The sequence below is a fragment of the Pseudomonas sp. MF09150 genome, from assembly GCF_059862355.1.
The window spans coordinates 113,174-130,371 of sequence record NZ_JCBCUS010000001.1 but is presented as its reverse complement, the minus strand read 5'-3'; the positions used below and the strand labels follow the sequence as shown (position 1 = coordinate 130,371).

The following is a 17,198-nucleotide window of genomic DNA, read 5'->3' as shown; positions in this document are numbered from 1 at the left end:
AGCTCATTGCTCCAACTGATCAAGAAACAGCGTCAGCCGTTGCGCCAGCTGCCGGGCCTGTAGCTCCAGGCCGGAACCTGAGCACTGCTCGCGCAGTTGGTTTTCCAGCTCGACACAGGCGCGCGCCAGGGGCAAAGCGTTGACCACGCCCAGGGCCCCGGCAACGCTGTGAAAGCATTGCGCCGCGTGCAAGGTATTGCCCGTGTCCAGGGCGATCTCAATGCGCTGGATATCCGCACGCAGGGTGCTGATAAACACTTCGCGCAAGGCCACGGGCAGTAGCAGCGCATCCATATCGGCGGCGCAAGGTGGGCTAGACAAGGGCATGGGCAGTAGCCGCTCCGAGTGGGTGGCAGGGGTTGCGGGTTGGGGCGATTGCGCGGGCAACAGCGGCAGGTTCAGGTGTCCGGCGGTCCGGGCTGCGGCGCTGCCTTGGCGTAGGGCGCGAGATAACTGAGCAGCGTGCGCAGGGAAAAGGGTTTGACCAGACAGCGCTCCATGCCGGCGGCCAGGCATTGGGCTTCTTCGCCGTGCATGGCGTTGGCGGTTGCACCGAAAATCGGCGTGCTGCACCCCAGTCGCCGCAGCTCTCGGCTTAATTCATAGCCATTGAGCCTGGGCATGTTGATATCGGTCAGGACCACATCGAAGCGCTCGTTGTGCCACAGGCTCAAGGCTTCGTCGCCGTTGCCGGCCAGTTTTACGCTGCAGCCCAATTCTTCCAGCTGGTCCTTGAGGATCAACTGATTGATCACGTTGTCCTCGGCCACCAGCACATGCAGGCCCAGCTTGGGCAGATCGTGGCTCTGGACCAGGGTTTCGTCCTCGGTAGCGGGCTGTCCCTGGGCCTGGCTGACGGCCCGGTGAATGGCCCGCAGGTCGCTGACATCCACCTGCCAGCCATGGTTGCGGCGCGGCTCGTGATGCCCGATGCCGCAGGCCAGAACCAGCGGCCCCTGCCATTCGGGTTCGAGCCGGTGCTTGATGGCGCCCGGGTGCAGTTCGAGCAACACGCAGTCGCTGGCGGCATCGATGTAGCCGGGCAGGCGCAGGTGCACCCGCGCGCCCCAGCGTCGCAACCAGCCCGCCAGGCTCTCCGCCAGCTCGCGTACTGAAGACCGCACGTAGATGATCTGGGGCCCGAGCAGGGGCATGAAAGGGGATTGAGCCGTGTCCATGGCCCGTTGCAACGGCAGGCTCAGGCTGAAGCTGCTGCCCAGCCCAAGCTCGCTGACCACGCGCATGTCGCCGTTCATCAACCGTGTCAGGCGCAGGCAGATGGGCAGACCCAGACCGGTGCCGGCAACCACGTTGGTATTGCCCGAGGTCTGGAAAAACGGTTCGAACAGCATCCTTTGGTCCTGCTCGGCGATGCCCTTGCCGGTATCGCTGACCTGCCACTCGAGGGTGCAGCGGTTCCCCTCCAGTTCAAGCAGGTGGGCCCGCAGCACCACGCGCCCGACGTCCGTGAACTTGAGCGCATTACTCAACAGGTTGCCGAGTATCTGCCGCATGCGCGCGACATCACCCACCAGCCGTTCCGGCAGTTGCCACTCAAGGCAGGCATACAGTTGCAGGCCCTTGGCCTGAGCGGCGGCGGCATAGCTCTGGACGATTTCGCAAGCCAGGTCCAGGGGCGAAAACTCCCGGAGTTCCAGTGCCAGTTCTCCGGCTTCGATTTTCGACACGTCGAGCACGCCGCAGATCATCTGCAGCAGGGTCGCCGACGAGCCCTCCATCGCCTGCAGATAGTGTTTCTGCTGCTGGTCGAGCCGGGTGCGCCCCAGCAGTTCCAAGGTTCCGAGCACACCATAGAGCGGGGTCCGGATCTCGTGGCTCATGGTAGCCAGGAACAGGGTCTTGGCCTCGTTGGCAGACTCGGCCAGGGAACGGGCTTCATCGAGTGCGGCTTCAACCTGCTTGCGTGTGCTGATGTCGCTGAAGGCGCAGAGCAGCACGTCTTCGCCGTGGTAGCGGGTTGGCACCGAACTCAGCTGGAGGTGCCGGCCCTCGGCGGTTTCGAAATCATCGATGGGGGCGCCGCCATCCGGTTCAAACGCCTGCCGGATCCAGCCATCCCACAGCAGGCCCTGGGCTTTTCCTTGATCCAGCCATTGTTGCGCCAGGGTATTTTCCAGGACCACCTGACCGTCGCTGCGGCGTAACACGCACAGGGCCACGGGGGCGGTCTGGATCACGTCGCGGCTGAAAGCCTCACTCTCCACCAATGCCTGGATCCGGTTCAGCGCCGGGACGATAAAGTGCTGCTCCACACGCCGGGTCAGCAGGTAGATCAGGCCGCTGCTCAGCAGGCTGAACAGCAGCGCGCCCAGCAGTTGCGGCCACAGATCCTGGAGCAGCTTGCGCAGTTCGAAGGCGTAGATCAGTTGCCAATCCGTGGACTTGAGTTGCTTGCGGATCACCAACTGCTCGGGAAACCAGGCACCGCCGATAAAACCGAAAAAGTTATCGCGCTGCAGCTCAAGCAGGGCCTGGCTCAAGCGGTAGGTAGGGGTGTTGGTGAGGACCAGGGCGCCCTGGGAGTTGAGGATCATGAATTCCCCGGCGCTCTGGTCGCTGAGAGCCGCCAGGACTTCGTTGCCATCCATCTCCAGGCCCAGCCAGCCGGAATCGGCGACGCGATGATCGAGGGCAAAGAAAATGTACAGCTGGGTGGACTGCGCCGATTGTTCGGTCAGCCACTGACCTTCCTCGCCGAGCGTCATCCGGGGTTCCCGCGTCGACAGGTGCTCCAGTACCGACGCCGGCACGGCGGCTGCCTGCGGGTTGGCGCTGTACAGACGCTCGACCCGAGGTCGAGGGGCTGCGCTGATGTACAGCAGATTCAGTTGATTGCGCTTGAGGTGTTCGCGCATGCGTTCGGTGAGCCAGATACTCCACCGCTCGCCACCGGCATTGCCCAGTTGCAGCCTGATCTGGTCTTCAGCCGCTGGAGGCAGTTGCGCCTGTTCCGCCGTCTGGCGCACCGCCGACAGGCTGAGGCTTTCGAGCAGGGTTTCACGGGTGGTGAAGAAGGTTTGCGCCTGGGCAATGGCGCCGCTCATGTAGCTGTGACGCCGGGACAGGTTGTCGTTCAGGGTCGAACGCACAAAGTTGTAGACGCCGATCAGGATGCCTGCGAGCAGCAGCAACGCAAAAAGCCGAAGCAAGCGGAGAACGGCTTCAGGCCGGGAAAAGAGTGGATTTATCTGATGCAGGCAGCTTTTTAGTCTCATGCGCCAACTGTAAAGCTGAGACACACTGCCCAGGCATCAGACGAATCTTAAATACATCGGTGTCAGAACTCTGCTAATCGTCAGTCTTTTCTGAGCAGCGTCCAGAAAGCGCCGATTCGGGCTTAAATCATCGCCAGGCGTCGCTTGCGTGTGGGGCCGGCGAAGGCGCTATCGATGGCGGCCAGGTCCTCGGCCTCCAGTTGCAGGCTGGCAGCGGCGGCGTTGAGTCGCAGGTGTTCCGGATGCACCGCCTTGGGAATCGCGATTACCCCCTCCTGGCGCAATACCCAGGCCAGGGAAACCTGGGCCGTGGTCACCTGGTGGCGCTGGGCAATCTGTTCCAGCAGCGGATGGGCGAGCAGGGCGCCGGCCTGGGCAATCGGGCAGTACGCCATGATCGGCAGGCGCTGCTGCTGGCTCCAGGGCAGGAGGTCGAACTCGATGCCGCGCTCTTCGATGTTGTACAGCACCTGGTTGGTGGCACAGGCCGGTGCCGCCAACTCCTGCAAGTCGTCCAGGTCGAAGTTGGACACGCCCCAGCGCCCGATCTTGCCGTCGGCCCGCAGGCGTTCAAAGGCCTCGACGGTTTCTTCCAAGGGGTACTGGCCGCGCCAGTGCAGCAGGTACAGATCGATATAGTCAGTGCCCAGCCGTTTCAGGCTGCGCTCGCAAGCCTGGGGGATACCCTGGCGGCCGGCATTGTGCGGGTAGACCTTGCTCACCAGAAACACCTGCTCGCGCCGCCCGGCAATGGCTTCGCCGACCACTGTCTCGGCGCCGCCCTCGGCGTACATTTCGGCGCTGTCGATCAGGCTCATGCCCAGATCGATACCGGTACGTAACGCGTTCACTTCCCGGGTCCGTTGATGACGGTCCTCGCCCATGTGCCAGGTGCCTTGTCCTATCACCGGGACGCTGACGCCCGCCAGTTCGAGCCTGCGCATACATAACCTCCTGAAACAGCCTGATCGGCTGTGGGGCCCCAGAAAAACAAAGGTGCCGCGTGGGGTCAAGCCGACCGGCTTGGCGGGGAGGGGTTCAATATATCTAAAAAGAATAAAATACTAATTATTTATTCCTTTAAAACAGTTCGCCAAGGGTGCACTTTAGCCCTCAGCCACCCGGCGGATTTGCCGGGCCTCACACAGGAAGACCGAGCATGACCATTAAAGCGATCAACGTACGCAATCAGTTCAAGGGCGTGATCAAGGAGATCCACGAAGGCCAGGTGGTTTCGGAAATCGACGTGCAGACCGCGTCGGGCATCGTCACCTCGGTGATCACCACCCGTTCGGTGCGCGACCTGGAATTGAAGATCGGCAGCGAAGTCATTGCCTTCGTCAAATCCACCGAAGTGTCGATCGCCAAGCTCTGAACCCGTTTTGAGCGCAAGGGTTGCGCGCAGGGGTTACGGCGCGCATCGGACTTTTTCAATTCACAGGGGAGTGAAGCATGTCGCACTCGCTGGATATCACCGCGCTGCCTTCGCTGGACCTGGCGCTGCTGGACGGTAGCCCCGCGCAGCGCCAGGGGTTTCTTGAGCAACTGCGCCATGCGGCGCGGGATGTGGGGTTTTTCTACCTGACCGGACACGGCATCGACAGCCAATTGCTGAAACAGGTGCAGCAGCAGGCGCGGCAGTTCTTTGCCTTGCCCGAGGCGCAGAAACTGGCGGTGGGGATGATCAATTCCGCGCATTTTCGCGGCTATAACCGCGCGGCCTCCGAGATCACCCGTGGCCAGCCGGACTTGCGCGAGCAGTTCGATGTCGGGGCCGAGCGCCAGGCCCTGGCACTGGACGCCCACAGCCCGGCCTGGGCACGCCTGCAAGGGCCCAACCAATGGCCCGAAGCCTTGCCCCAACTCAAACCCTTGCTGCTGGAATGGCAACAGGCGATGACCGCCATGTCCCTGCGCCTGCTGCGCGCTTTCGCCCTGGCGCTGTCACTGCCGGAGCAGGCCTTCGATCAGTTGTACGGCGACAAGCCCAATGAACACATCAAGTTGATCCGCTATCCCGGTCGTGTCCCCGGCGAAAGCCAGCAGGGCGTCGGCGCGCACAAGGATTCCGGGTTCCTGAGTTTTCTCTTGCAGGACCAACAGGCCGGGCTGCAGGTGGAGGTCGAGGAAGGCCGCTGGATCGATGCCCTGCCACGGGAGAACTCGCTGGTGGTGAACATCGGCGAGCTGCTGGAGCTGGCGAGCAATGGCTACCTGCGGGCCACCGTGCACCGGGTGCATTCGCCGCCGCCGGACCGCGATCGCCTGTCCATTGCGTTCTTCCTCGGCGCCCGGCTGGACGCAGTGGTGCCGCTGTATCCGCTGCCAGCCGAGCTGCAACGCGAAGCCCGTGGCCCGGCCAGCGACCCGGCCAACCCGTTGCTGCGCGATGTCGGCTGGAATTACCTCAAGGGGCGTCTGCGCTCCCATCCGGATGTGGCGCAGCGCTTCTATGGCGACGCCTTGCTGCCCGCGGCACTGAGTGCCTGACCTCTTTATTCGTTATCCGATCAAGGACTGCCCCATGTTGAAGAAAAGCGCATTGACCCTGGCGTTGTTGAGTGGACTGTCCGCCGCATTTGCCGTGCAGGCCGTGGAACCCCTGCGGGTCGCCGCCGACCCGGTGCCCCACGCGCAGATCCTGGCCTACGTGCAGAAGATCGACCCGCAGTTGCAGCTCAAGATCATCGAGATCCCCAACGGCGTGAATTCCAACGAGTTGCTGGCCCACGGTGATGTCGACGCCAACTATTTCCAGCACCTGCCGTACCTGCAATCCCAGGAGCAGGCCCTGGGCCAGAAGTTCGCGGTGGCCGCCACGGTGCACATCGAGCCCCTGGGGATTTACTCCCACCGCCACAAGAGCTTCGACCAGGTGCCCGTCAAAGGCACAGTGGCGGTGCCCAATAACGTCACCAACCTGAGTCGCGCCCTGTACCTGCTGCAAGACAATGGCCTGATCAAGCTCAAGCCCGGTTTCGACGACCCGGCCCGCGACCAGGCGACCCCCAAGGACATCGCGCAGAACCCCAAGCAACTGAAGATTATCGAGATCGAATCGCCGCAGATCCCCCGGGCCCTGGACGATGTCGACCTGGCGGTGATCAACGGCAACTACGCCCTGGAAGCCGGGCTGGTACCGGCCAAGGATGCCCTGGGCCTGGAGAAGGCCGCGCACAACCCTTACGCCAACATCCTGGTCACCATCCCCAAGCTGGTGGATGACCCGCGGATCAAGCAATTAGCCAAGGACCTGAATTCGCCGCAAGTGGCCAAGTTCATCACTGAAAACTACTCGGGGTCGGTGATCCCGGTAGCGGTCGCGGGCAGCCAGCCATGATTGAAGTCGAGCAGTTGAGCAAAAGCTACGGGGCCGGGCAGGCACCGGCGCTGGACCGGGTGTCGTTGAGCATCCCCGATGGCGCGGTGTACGGCATTCTCGGGCGCAGCGGGGCGGGCAAGTCGACCCTGTTGCGTTGCCTCAATCTGCTCGAACGCCCCAGTTCCGGGCGCATCATCATGGACGGGCAAGACCTGACCACCCTGGGCGACAAGCCATTGCGCCAGCAACGCCAGCGCATCGGCATGATCTTCCAGGGCTTCAACCTGCTGCATGCGCGCACGGTCAGGGACAACATCGCGGTGCCCCTGGAAATCGCCGGCATGCCCAAGGCCCAGCGCCTGGCGCGGGTCGGCGAGCTGCTGGACCTGGTGGGCCTGGGCGACAAGGCCGAGGCCTTTCCCTCACAACTGTCGGGTGGACAGAAGCAGCGCGTGGGCATTGCCCGGGCACTGGCTGCGCGCCCGGCGTATTTGCTCTCGGACGAAGCCACCAGCGCCCTCGACCCGGAAACCACGGCGTCGATCCTGGAGCTGTTGCGCGATATCAATCGCCAGTTGGGGGTGACCATTGTCCTGATCACCCACGAGCTGGAGGTGGTCAAGTCGATCTGCGACCACGCCGCCTCCCTGGCCCTGGGGCGCCTGGTGGAGGCCGGGCCGATTCGCCAGTTGCTGGCGGACCCGGGTTCAAGCCTTGGGCGTTCGCTGTTGCCCGGTTACCAGAGGGCGCTGGGTGCCGAAGACGACACCCGCCAGGCGCTGGAACTGACGTTTTTCGATTCCCTGCTGGCGACCCCGATTCTGCAGGAACTGGCCCAGCAGCAGGGGGTGGATGTGAGCTTGCTGGCCAGTGGCGTGGAGTCGATCGGCGGGCAGCGGGTAGGGCGCCTGCGTGTCGCGTTTCGCCAACCCCACGATGCGCTGAAGCTGGCGCAGGTGGTGGACTTTCTCAAGCAGCGCGGGGTCAGGGCTGAATCCTCATGAACAAAACCACTGACTGGAATGAAATCGCCCAACTGCTGTTCAACGCCACCGGGGAAACCCTGTACATGGTGCTGCTGGCCGGGCTCTTTACCCTGCTGATCGGCCTGCCGCTGGGGGTGTTGCTGTTTGTCAGCCGTGCCCGCGGCCTGTATCCGCTGCCAAGGCTCAACAACGCCCTGGGGGCGCTGGTCAACCTGGGGCGCTCGCTGCCGTTCGTGGTGATGCTGATCGCCTTGATCCCCCTGACCCGGCTGGTGGTGGGCACCACCCTGGGCAGCACGGCGGCGGTGGTGCCGATCACCATTGGCGCCTTTCCTTTTTTTGCGCGAATCGTCGAGAACGCCCTGGATGAAGTCGACAAGGGGCGCATTGAAGCGATCCTGGCCATGGGCGGTGACATTCGCCATGTGATCTTCAAGGTGCTGCTGCCCGAAGCGCTGCCGGCACTGTTGGCGGGGATCACCCTGACCCTGGTGATGCTGATCGGTTTCTCCTCGATGGCCGGGGTGATTGGCGGTGGTGGCCTGGGCGACCTGGCGATTCGCTACGGCTACCAGCGTTTCAACAACCAGATCATGGTCGCCACCGTGGTGGTCCTGGTGATTCTGGTGCAGGGCGTGCAGAGCCTGGGGGATCGCCTGGTGCGCTCGCTGGCTCACCGGCGCTGAAGCCGTCACGCAGCACAGCAAGCCCGGTGCGAAGGGTCGCGCCGGGCTTTTTCGTGGGTGCCTGGATCTGCAGACTGGCTGCTGCAGTCGCTTCAATCAGCCCCCTGCGGGGCAGTGAAAAGCGCCGTAACAATCAACGGGCTTTGCAGGGCGGCTGATTGGAACTATGCTTTTTCGACATTTTAGTGACTGTTTTTCATGTGCGGGCCAAATGAAAATTGACGATATCGATGCCTTTGTCGAAGTGATTCGTTGCCAATCGATCAGCCATGCGGCCGAGTCGCTGCAACTGACTCAACCGGCGATTACCCGGCGTGTACAGAACTTCGAGCAGGCCCTGGGGGTGGAGCTGTTCGACCGCAATACCAAACCCTTGAAACCCACCGTGATCGGCACCCGGGTCTATGAGCAGTGCCGTTCGATCCTGCGGGAAATGGACGCCCTGCGTGAACTGGTAGCCAGCGACACGCCGCCCACCGGGCTGTTTCGCCTGGGCGTGCCGCAAACCATTGGCGATGTGGTGCTGCTCGATGCGCTCAAGCACATGCGCAGCGAATACCCGGACCTGCGGGCCCAGGTTGCCACCGGCTGGGGCGGCCAGTTGGTGGGCAAGATCGAAAGTGCCGAACTCGATGCGGTGGTGGCCTTGTTCCCGGCGGGCAAGGTGTTCCCGGAAAACATCATTGGGCAATCCATCGGCAAGATCGAACTGGTAGTGGTCTGTGCCCGCGACCTGGTGCCCAAGCGCCCCTGCAAGCTTGCCGACTGCTACCACAACGGCTGGGTGCTCAATCCCGATGGCTGCGGTTTTCGCGCCGGCCTGCAACGTACCCTGTCAGACCAGGGCCTGGCCTTGCGCGTCAACCTCGAAACCTTCGGCACCGAGTTGCAGCTGGGCCTGGTGGCCGACGGCCTGGGGCTGGGCCTGGTGCCGCGACCGTTGCTGGAGCGCAGCGTCCACCGCGAACAGTTGGCCGTGGTGCCGCTCAAGGACTTCAAGCCGGTGATGGACCTGTGGCTGGTGTACCCGCACTTCCTGGGCAATCTGCAGGGGCCGGTGGAGTCCTTTGGCCGGCTGGTGGCCGCGTCATTGAAGAAGATCGGCGACGCAGCCTGAAGCTCGCCGCAGAGGCCGGGGCAGGGTGCCTGCCAGCGGCGAGTGGGCAGGGCCGGTCGAGGGCGCAGAGGAATAAACCTGAGCCTAAGCTAATTCCTAAATGATATTGGATTGTAGTTTTTAAGATCGTTTAGCTTTATGTCGCAAGGGCCGGGGCCTGCGTACCAGCGCAGCCCCCGGCCTTTGCGTCAGGCGTCCGTCTACAGGACTTGGCCTGATGTTCAGTCCATTTTTCCAGCCCCGGCGCCCAGGCTCACATGAGCGGCGCCGCCGGGGCCGCTTGGCGGAGCTGTCGTGTCAATCATTCAAACTTCTGTGGCGCAATCGCGGCTCGCTTCCGGGCTGCCGATCTCCCTCGACGATCCCGCCGGGGCGACCGACGTGGTGCTCGAACTGCGTGATATCACCAAGGCCTACGGGCGTGATCACGCAGGGTCGAAAGCGCCGGCGGTGAGCAACGTCAGCCTCAAGGTGCGGCGCGGTGAAGTGCTGTGCCTGATGGGCACCTCCGGCAGCGGCAAGTCCACCTTGCTGCGCCATATCAACCGCTTGATCGAGCCCAGCAGCGGCGAAGTGCTGATCGACGGCCAGGCCATCAGCGGCCTGAGCCCCCAGGGCCTGCGTGAGCTGCGCTCGCGGCGCATCGGCATGGTGTTCCAGCACTTCGGCCTGCTGCCCCATCGCAGCGTGCTCGATAACGTGGCCTTGCCCCTGGAGCTGCGCGGCGAACCCGAGGCCTTGCGCCACGCCGCAGCGGCCGTGCAGTTGCAGGCCGTGGGCCTGGAAGGCTGGGGCGAGCATTACCCCCATGAGTTGTCGGGCGGCATGCAGCAACGGGTCGGCCTGGCACGGGCGCTGGTCAGCGAGCCGGACATCCTGCTGATGGACGAACCCTTCAGCGCCCTGGACCCGACCATCCGCCGCGACCTGCAAAGCCATTTCCTGTCCCTGGTGCGCGAGCGCGGTATCAGCACCTTGCTGGTCACCCACGACCCGGTCGAAGCGGTGCGCCTGGCGGACCGGATCGCCGTGTTGCGCCATGGCCAACTGGTGCAGGTCGGCACCCCACAGCAGTTGCTCGAACAACCGGCAGATGCCGAAGTAGCAGACTTTTTTCGTGATTGCGGCCCGTCGCCAGTGGCCGCGCCCCAGGCCGCCGAGCCCCCTCGGCCTGTGGCCAACAGCGCCGGCGCAGTGGCCTATACCCAGGGGCTGCCCGGCTGGCAAGCCTTGCTCCTGGGGCCCGCAGCCCTGGCCGCCCGTGGCCGTGGCGGGCTGTTCTGGTTGACCTTCGGCGCCGAGCTGGCGGCCCTTGCGACCCTGGCCCGCGGGGTGCTGCAGGGCGCCTGGCTGCCGGCGCTGGTGGCCGTCGCGGTATTGGCCTCCAGCCGTTTGATTGCCATCAGCCAGAGTGCCAAGCCGCTGCGTCGGGCCCAGGCCGGCTGGGGCCTGGCCCTGCTGGTGCTGCTGATCAGCCAGGCGCTGGTGGTCTGGCGGGTGGTGACGCCGGACGCCAGCGGTGCGCTGTTGCAGTTCCCGGCCAACCGCCAGGCGCTGCTGCTGACCGCCGACAGCATCGATCAATTCATCAGTTGGTCCCAGGTCAACTTCGAAAGCGCCTTTGTCGGGGTGATAGTCGCCGTGCGCACCGTGATCGAGGGCGTGGAAAACGTCCTTGGCTGGCTGCCCTGGCCGGTTGCGGCCCTGGCCCTGGTGTTGCTGGCATGGCGTTCGGCGGGCACCGCCCTGGCCCTGACCAGCACCGTGGCCCTGCTCTATATCGGCCTGTTCGGTTTCTGGGAGCGGACCATCGCCACCCTGGCCCTGGTCGGTTCCTCGGTGCTGATTGCCCTGGCCATCGGCGTGCCCACCGGGATCATCCTGGCCAAGCGCCCCCTGGCCCGGCGCCTGATCACGCCCTTGCTGGATGTGATGCAGACCCTGCCGACCTTTGTGTACCTGATTCCGGCTGTGGCGTTTTTCTCGGTGGGCAAGACCCCGGCCGTGATCGCCACGGTGATTTTCGCCCTGGCGCCGATGATCCGCCTGACCTCCCTGGGCATCCAGGAAGTGCCCAAGGACGCGGTGGAAGCCGCCGTCGCCCACGGCGCCAGCCCCTGGCAGACCCTGCTCAAGGTGCAACTGCCCCTGGCTCGTCGCTCGCTGCTGCTGGGGGTCAACCAGACCATCGTCATGAGCCTGTCGATGGTGGTGGTCGCGGCGCTGATCGGCGCCGGAGGCCTGGGCTACGACGTGATGACCGCGTTGCGCAACATCAAGGGCGGCGAAGGCATGTTGGCCGGTGCGGCGATTGTGCTGTGCGCGCTGATCCCGGACCGAATCATTCAGTCGAGCCTGCGCAAGCAAGGCTCCACCTCTAACCAAAAGTGAGACATACCGTGAAGACACGCCTTTCGCGCACCCTGGGTACCGCTGCATTACTGGCTACCCTGAGCCTGCCGGCCACCGTGCTGGCCAAGGACAAAATCGTCATCGGCGAACAGAACTGGACCGGCGCCATCGCCATCCAGCACATCCTCGGCGAGGTGATCAAGACCCGCCTCGACGGTGATGTGTCCTACCTGGCCGGCGACGTTGCGGTGCTGCTCAGCGCCGCCGCCAAGGGCGACGGTTCGGTGGATGTGCTGACCGATATCTGGCTGCCCAATCAGTCGGCCGCCTGGGCCAAATACGTGACCGGCGACAAGCATTCGCTGGTGCCCAACAAGCAGCCCTATGCCGGCGAACAGGGCTTCTACATCCCGGGTTACCTGCAAGACAAATACGGGGTCAAGAGCGTCTACGACCTGAAGAAACCGGAAGTGGCCAAGCTCTTCGAGCCCCTGGGCGGTGGTGAAGCCCAGCTGCTGGTGGGCCCGGCAGGCTGGGAGTCGACTTACATCGGCCAGGTCAAGGCCAAGGATTACGGGTTTGCCGACAAGTTCGAAGCGGTGTCCACCGAAGCGTCGGTGACCTACGCCAAGCTCTCGGCGGCCTACAAGGCCGGGCGCGGCGTGGTGTTTTATGCCTACACCCCGGACTGGATCTTCTCCGCCTTCGACCTGCGCCGCCTGGAAGAGCCGGCATTCGACGGCTATGCCCAGGACAACAAGAAGGGCGACCCGTTGTACAAGGCCGATGGTTGCTGGAAGTTCATCAGCCCGACGGTGGACCCGGACTGGCTGAACAAAAGCAAAATCACCTGCGCCTTCCCGGATGCCAAGGTCTACGTCCTGGCCTCTGCCACCTTGCAGCAACGCGCGCCACGCATCGCCAGCTTCCTGCATAACGTGGCCCTCGACCCGGCCGTGCTCAATGGCCTGATCCTGCAGATCGAAAAAGAAAAGCAACCGGCTGACGTCGCGGCCAAGGCCTGGGTCGATGCCAACCGGGCAACGGTCGACAAATGGCTGGCCGAGCCGCAGCAGACCGTAGGGGCTATTCAATGACCAGCGCCAGCCTGCGTCTGCTCGATGGCGGCATGGGTCGCGAGCTGCAGCGCATCGGCGCGCCATTTCGCCAGCCGGAATGGTCGGCCCTGGCGCTGATCGAAGCCCCCGAGTTCGTGCTCCAGGCCCACCGCGCCTTTATCGAGGCTGGGGCACGGGTGATCACCAGCAACAGCTACGCCCTGGTGCCTTTTCATATCGGCGAACAACGCTTTAACCAACAGGGCCGGGCCCTGGCCGAGCGTGCCGGGCAGGTGGCGCGCCAGGCCGCTGCCGACAGTGGGGAAGCGGTGATCGTTGCCGGTTCCTTGCCGCCGGCCCTGGGCTCCTATCGCCCGGACCTGTTCGATCACTCGCGTTCGGTGGCCATCCACCGGGTACTGATCGACGGCCTGAGTGCCCACGTCGACCTGTGGCTGGCGGAAACCCAAAGCTCGATCGCGGAAGTCCGTGCCGTGGCCGAAGCCCTGGGCAGCGACAGCAAGCCGTTGTGGCTGTCATTCACCTTGCTCGACGTGCCGGGCGCCGATGGCGTGGCGCGCCTGCGTTCCGGCGAAGCGGTGGCCGAGGCGGTGCAGGTGGCGGTGCAACTGGGGGCCAGGGCGGTGCTGTTCAATTGCAGCCAGCCCGAGGTCATGGCTCAGGCGCTGCACGATGGGCGGCAGGTGCTCGAAGCCCTGGGCCTGGACCTGGAGTTGGGGGTGTATGCCAACGCGTTCCCGGTGGTCAGCAGCGATGCCAAAGCCAACAGCACCTTGTTGCAGATCCGCGATGACCTGGGCCCCGAGTCGTACCTGCACTGGGCGCGCACCTGGGTTGAGGCCGGGGCGAGCATTGTCGGCGGTTGCTGCGGCATCGGCCCGGAACACATCGCCGCGCTGCACCGCCACTGGTTCGCGGCAGAGGTGCAGCAGGCGACCTTTGGCGCCGGTTGTTTCTGGGGCGCCGAAGCGGCCTTCCGGCAATTGCCCGGGGTGCTCGACAGCCGTGTCGGCTTTGCCCGGCCTGCCAGTGGCGAGGTGCTGTCGATAGAAGTCGTGCAGGTTGATTTCGACCCCCGGCAGATTGCCTACAGCCGCCTGATCGAGGCGTTCTGGACCCTGCACGACCCGACCTCGGTCGACCGTCAGGGGGCGGATGTCGGGGTCAAATACCGCTCGGCGTTGTTCGTCAATGGCCCCGAACAGGCCGCCAGTGCCGAGGCTGCCCGCGAGCAACTTGAAGCCAGCGGACGCCTGGCCAAACCGGTGGCGACCGTGGTGCTGCCCCTGGGCGAGTTCGAACTGGCCGCCGAAGAACACCAGCGTTACCTGGAAAAACACGGCGCCAGCGCTTGCTCGCTCTGAACCTTGAACCGGTCGCGGCCCGCGTGCCGCGCCCGGCTTTCCCTTGATGATTGTTGTGAGGTCTGCATGAAATTCTCCCGACACCTGCGCGTGCTGCTGGCCGGCGCCATACTCGCCGCGCCCCTGGCGCACGCGGCCGACAAGCCGGTGCTGCATATCGGCGATCAGAACTACTACAACATCCGCGCCTCGGTCGAAGCTTCCGGGGTGCTGGAAGGCGCGCCCTATACCGTGGACTGGAAACACTTCCAGGCCGCCGCGCCCCTGGCCGAAGCCCTGAATACCGGGGCCCTGGACCTGGGCTTTCTCGGGGATTCCGGGTTCCTGTTCCTGGCGGCCAAGCAGGCGCCGGTGAAACTGATCGGCGTTTCCCGGCAAAATCCCGACACCATCGCCTTGCTGGTGGGCAAAGACTCCACTGCCAAGAGCATCACCGACCTCAAGGGCAAGAAAGTCGCCTACTGGCCCGGCGCCTGGAGCCAGCAACTGACCTTGCGCGCCCTGGAGCAGGCCGGGCTGCCGGAAGATTACGTGCAGTGGGTCAAACTGATGCCGATTGACGCCGCGGCGGCCTTGCCCCAGGGCAGCATCGACGCGTTTCCGGTGTGGGAACCCTATATCTCCCAGCAGATCCTGTTTTCCGGCGCGCGTCCGATTGTCAGTGCCAAAGGCCTGATGCCTGGCCTCAGCGCAATTGCCGCCTCCACGCCGTCCATCGACAGCAAGCGTGAAGCCATTGCCGACTTCCTCCAGCGCCTGAAAAAAGCCCGGGCCTGGGTCGATACCCACACGGACGAGTACGCCGACCTCTGGGCGAAAAAAGCCAACCTCGACCAGGGCGTATCGCGCCACTGGTTGCGCCAGGCGCATCTGACCCTGGGGCCGGTGGATGCCCAGGCCGCCGCTGACCTGCAAGGCACGGCGGACTTTCTGTTCAAGGTCAAGACCCTGCAGGCGCCCTTGAACACCGCGCCGATCATCGATCAGTCGTTCCAGAAGGCCTTGGCCGACTGAACCCTCGCGCACGGCGCGGTCAAGCAACGGCAGACAAGGAAAGGTCCCGATGCAACAGCTCAGCCCGGATCCCGGCGCCCGTCAGCGCTGGGCAGCCCTGACCCGGATCAACCTGTTGTCGGTGCTGTCGCAGATCGTGCAGATCGGCACCGTCACGCCGTTGCTGTCGTTGTCCCTGGAGCAGCGCGGCGTCGGCGCGACCGGGATCGGCCTGATCGTCAGCGCGGCCTGGCTGGCGATCCTGCTGCTGTACAAGCAGGTGCCGAGGATCCTGGCCCGGCTCGGGCTGGTCCGGACCAACCTGCTGAGTGCCTTGCTCAGCGTGCTGGCACTGTTGGGCATGGCCTTCAGCGAGCACCTGGTGCTGCTGTTTCTGTTGAATTTCCTGTTGGGTATCGGCCTGATCCTGCGCTGGATCGCTTGCGACACCTGGATTGTCGCGGTGGCCAGCCGCAGCGAACGCGGCCGGGCGATTGGCGTGCACGAAACCCTGATGGGCCTGGGCATCGCCGCCGGGCCTTTGCTGCTGGTGGCGCTGGGGGTGGAGGGGCGGCTGCCGTACCTGGCCTGCGCCGCGATCATTGCCCTCAGCGCTGGCCTGGCCCTGAGCCTGCTGGCCCATGACTGTCGCCCGCAAACGCCCCTGGCCAAACACCATTCGCGGTTGTTTACGCTGATCCCCCTGGCCTTGTGCGGGGCCTTCGTCGCCGGCTTCTGCGAAACCTCGTCGGTGGCTTTTCTGGCCGGCTACAGCGTGTCCGCCGGTTATCTGCTGACCGCCGCCACCTTGTTTATTGCCTTGTTCGGTGCCGGCGGCACTCTGTTGCAACTGCCCCTGGGCTGGCTCGCCGACCGCACTTGCAGCCGCAGCGCACAACGGACCTGCGCACTGCTGGTGCTGGCGGGCACCCTGGCCATCCCCTTGAGCCAGCCGTGGCCGTGGCTGGCGTCGTTGCTGGTGTTTGTCTGGGGCGGGGCCATCGGCGGCCTGAATACCCTGGCGGTGATGGAAGCCGGCGAGCGGGTGGCTGAGCATCAGGTGTCGACTGCCATGACCGCGATCGCGCTGTTCTACACCCTGGGCAGTGTCCTCGGACCGATTGCCACGGGGTTGGCGGTGTCCCATATCAGCGCCAGTGGCTTGATGCTCACGGTGGGGGCGGTGGCGCTGCTGTTTCTCGTCCTCCTGGCCTGGCACCGAGCGCCGCGCCCCTAAACCCTCGGCCTGTCATGGACGGCTGGGATCAATGCCCCACCAACTCTTCGAGCAATTGCTCCTTGTAGCCTTGCAGCACGCTTGAGGAACGGTCCCGCGGGTGCGGCAGGTCGACCTCGATCTGGTGCTTGATCCGGCCCGGGTGGGCGTCCATCACGATCACCCGGTCGCCGAGGTACAGCGCTTCCTCGATGTCGTGGGTGACCATGATCACCGTGCAGCGCTGCTGGACCCAGATGCGTTGCAGCTCGTGTTGCAGGTGAACCCGGGTCAGGGCGTCGAGGGCGCCCAGGGGTTCGTCCAGCAGCAGCACCTTGGGTTTGTTGATCAGCGCCCGGGCGATGGCCGCGCGTTGCGCCATGCCGCCGGACAACTGATGGGGGTAGGCATTTTCAAAGCCCTGGAGATTGACCAGGGCAATGTGCTCGGCCACCAGCCGGTCTTTTTCCGCCTGGGGCAGGGGATGGTTCTTCAGCGCCAGGGCGATGTTCTTGCTCAGGGTCATCCACGGGAACAGGCGATGGTCCTGGAACACGATGCCCCGTTCCAGGCTGGTGCCGGAAATGACCTGGTCGTCGAGCAGGATCTGGCCCTGGTACTCGGCTTCAAGCCCGACAATCAGCCGCAGCAGGGTGGATTTACCGCAACCGCTGGCGCCCAGGATGCTCACGAACTCCCCGGGGCGGACCTTCAGGTTGATTTCTTGCAGCACCGGCAGGGGTTTGCCTTCGATCTTGTAGGCCTTGCTCAGGCCACGGATCTCAAGGGCGCCGCTCGCCAGTTGCTGGCTGCGGGACGGGGCGTGTTGGGCAATTGCGTTCATGGG

The 17,198-nt window shown here is 64.5% G+C and carries 15 protein-coding genes and 1 pseudogene; 12 read left to right on the top strand and 4 right to left on the bottom strand.

Annotated elements, in window-relative coordinates; genetic code table 11:
- Positions 1–3: 3 nt before the first annotated feature.
- The 3 genes from AC19YX_RS00545 to AC19YX_RS00535 all read right to left on the bottom strand — a co-directional run bounded on the left by AC19YX_RS00545 (position 4) and on the right by AC19YX_RS00535 (position 4,180).
- The gene (locus AC19YX_RS00545) at positions 4–327 is read right to left on the bottom strand and encodes an Hpt domain-containing protein (protein WP_500605395.1); all 324 of its coding nucleotides are present in this window, start codon (positions 325–327) and stop codon (positions 4–6) included.
- 71 nt (positions 328–398) lie between these two features.
- Positions 399–3,236, bottom strand: coding sequence for a response regulator (locus AC19YX_RS00540; RefSeq protein WP_500605394.1), 2,838 nt, complete (start codon positions 3,234–3,236; stop codon positions 399–401).
- A gap of 122 nt (positions 3,237–3,358) precedes the next feature.
- Positions 3,359–4,180, bottom strand: a complete 822-nt coding sequence (locus AC19YX_RS00535) for an aldo/keto reductase (protein WP_078473417.1) — start codon at positions 4,178–4,180, stop codon at positions 3,359–3,361.
- A gap of 215 nt (positions 4,181–4,395) precedes the next feature.
- On the opposite strand from AC19YX_RS00535, the gene AC19YX_RS00530 reads away from it, so the two are divergent.
- From AC19YX_RS00530 to AC19YX_RS00475, 12 genes and pseudogenes are all read left to right on the top strand, one after another.
- Positions 4,396–4,611, top strand: coding sequence for a TOBE domain-containing protein (locus tag AC19YX_RS00530; protein ID WP_020297934.1), 216 nt, complete (start codon positions 4,396–4,398; stop codon positions 4,609–4,611).
- A gap of 77 nt (positions 4,612–4,688) precedes the next feature.
- A complete protein-coding gene (locus AC19YX_RS00525; protein WP_201130942.1) occupies positions 4,689–5,726 on the top strand; it encodes an isopenicillin N synthase family dioxygenase in 1,038 nt (345 codons plus the stop codon).
- Positions 5,727–5,760: 34 nt separating this feature from the next.
- Positions 5,761–6,576: a MetQ/NlpA family ABC transporter substrate-binding protein gene (locus AC19YX_RS00520; RefSeq protein WP_500605393.1), complete on the top strand. Its 816-nt coding sequence runs from the start codon at positions 5,761–5,763 to the stop codon at positions 6,574–6,576.
- Entirely contained in the window at positions 6,573–7,562 is a 990-nt protein-coding gene (locus AC19YX_RS00515; protein WP_500605392.1) for a methionine ABC transporter ATP-binding protein, read from the top strand. Before AC19YX_RS00520 ends, AC19YX_RS00515 begins: the two co-directional genes overlap by 4 nt.
- Complete coding sequence (locus AC19YX_RS00510) at positions 7,559–8,230, top strand: methionine ABC transporter permease (protein WP_020297930.1); 672 nt, start codon at positions 7,559–7,561, stop codon at positions 8,228–8,230. Before AC19YX_RS00515 ends, AC19YX_RS00510 begins: the two co-directional genes overlap by 4 nt.
- A 211-nt stretch (positions 8,231–8,441) precedes the next feature.
- Complete coding sequence (locus AC19YX_RS00505; protein WP_500605391.1) at positions 8,442–9,347, top strand: LysR family transcriptional regulator; 906 nt, start codon at positions 8,442–8,444, stop codon at positions 9,345–9,347.
- Between the two features lie 342 nt (positions 9,348–9,689).
- Entirely contained in the window at positions 9,690–11,738 is a 2,049-nt protein-coding gene (locus AC19YX_RS00500) for an ATP-binding cassette domain-containing protein (protein ID WP_500606122.1), read from the top strand.
- Positions 11,735–12,796, top strand: coding sequence for an ABC transporter substrate-binding protein (locus tag AC19YX_RS00495; protein ID WP_500605390.1), 1,062 nt, complete (start codon positions 11,735–11,737; stop codon positions 12,794–12,796). The genes AC19YX_RS00500 and AC19YX_RS00495 overlap by 4 nt, the downstream gene beginning before the upstream one ends.
- Positions 12,793–13,686, top strand: a pseudogene (locus AC19YX_RS00490) (homocysteine S-methyltransferase family protein); the annotation flags it as partial. The gene AC19YX_RS00495 and the pseudogene AC19YX_RS00490, both read left to right, overlap by 4 nt.
- A gap of 15 nt (positions 13,687–13,701) precedes the next feature.
- Positions 13,702–14,142 (top strand): peptide-methionine (S)-S-oxide reductase MsrA, encoded by a 441-nt coding sequence (gene msrA, locus AC19YX_RS00485; protein ID WP_238596235.1) that lies wholly within the window; start codon positions 13,702–13,704, stop codon positions 14,140–14,142.
- 66 nt (positions 14,143–14,208) lie between these two features.
- On the top strand, positions 14,209–15,156 hold the full coding sequence (locus AC19YX_RS00480) for an ABC transporter substrate-binding protein (protein WP_078473409.1): 948 nt from the start codon (positions 14,209–14,211) through the stop codon (positions 15,154–15,156).
- 49 nt (positions 15,157–15,205) lie between these two features.
- Entirely contained in the window at positions 15,206–16,372 is a 1,167-nt protein-coding gene (locus AC19YX_RS00475; protein WP_078473408.1) for an MFS transporter, read from the top strand.
- Positions 16,373–16,400: 28 nt separating this feature from the next.
- Here AC19YX_RS00475 and AC19YX_RS00470 read toward each other — a convergent pair whose 3' ends face one another.
- Positions 16,401–17,195 (bottom strand): ABC transporter ATP-binding protein, encoded by a 795-nt coding sequence (locus AC19YX_RS00470; protein WP_500605389.1) that lies wholly within the window; start codon positions 17,193–17,195, stop codon positions 16,401–16,403.
- Between the last annotated feature and the right edge of the window lie 3 nt (positions 17,196–17,198).

Excerpts from the sequence above, each read along its gene's own strand:
- AC19YX_RS00475 (WP_078473408.1), top strand. The coding sequence starts at position 15,206 with ATGCAACAGCTCAGCCCGGATCCCGGCGCCCGTCAGCGCTGGGCAGCC.
- AC19YX_RS00525 (WP_201130942.1), top strand. The coding sequence starts at position 4,689 with ATGTCGCACTCGCTGGATATCACCGCGCTGCCTTCGCTGGACCTGGCG.
- AC19YX_RS00505 (WP_500605391.1), top strand. The coding sequence starts at position 8,442 with ATGAAAATTGACGATATCGATGCCTTTGTCGAAGTGATTCGTTGCCAA.
- AC19YX_RS00515 (WP_500605392.1), top strand. The coding sequence starts at position 6,573 with ATGATTGAAGTCGAGCAGTTGAGCAAAAGCTACGGGGCCGGGCAGGCA.
- AC19YX_RS00510 (WP_020297930.1), top strand. The coding sequence starts at position 7,559 with ATGAACAAAACCACTGACTGGAATGAAATCGCCCAACTGCTGTTCAAC.
- AC19YX_RS00535 (WP_078473417.1), bottom strand. The coding sequence starts at position 4,180 with ATGCGCAGGCTCGAACTGGCGGGCGTCAGCGTCCCGGTGATAGGACAA.
- AC19YX_RS00520 (WP_500605393.1), top strand. The coding sequence starts at position 5,761 with ATGTTGAAGAAAAGCGCATTGACCCTGGCGTTGTTGAGTGGACTGTCC.
- AC19YX_RS00470 (WP_500605389.1), bottom strand. The coding sequence starts at position 17,195 with ATGAACGCAATTGCCCAACACGCCCCGTCCCGCAGCCAGCAACTGGCG.
- AC19YX_RS00530 (WP_020297934.1), top strand. The coding sequence starts at position 4,396 with ATGACCATTAAAGCGATCAACGTACGCAATCAGTTCAAGGGCGTGATC.
- AC19YX_RS00480 (WP_078473409.1), top strand. The coding sequence starts at position 14,209 with ATGAAATTCTCCCGACACCTGCGCGTGCTGCTGGCCGGCGCCATACTC.
- AC19YX_RS00540 (WP_500605394.1), bottom strand. The coding sequence starts at position 3,236 with ATGAGACTAAAAAGCTGCCTGCATCAGATAAATCCACTCTTTTCCCGG.
- AC19YX_RS00545 (WP_500605395.1), bottom strand. The coding sequence starts at position 327 with ATGCCCTTGTCTAGCCCACCTTGCGCCGCCGATATGGATGCGCTGCTA.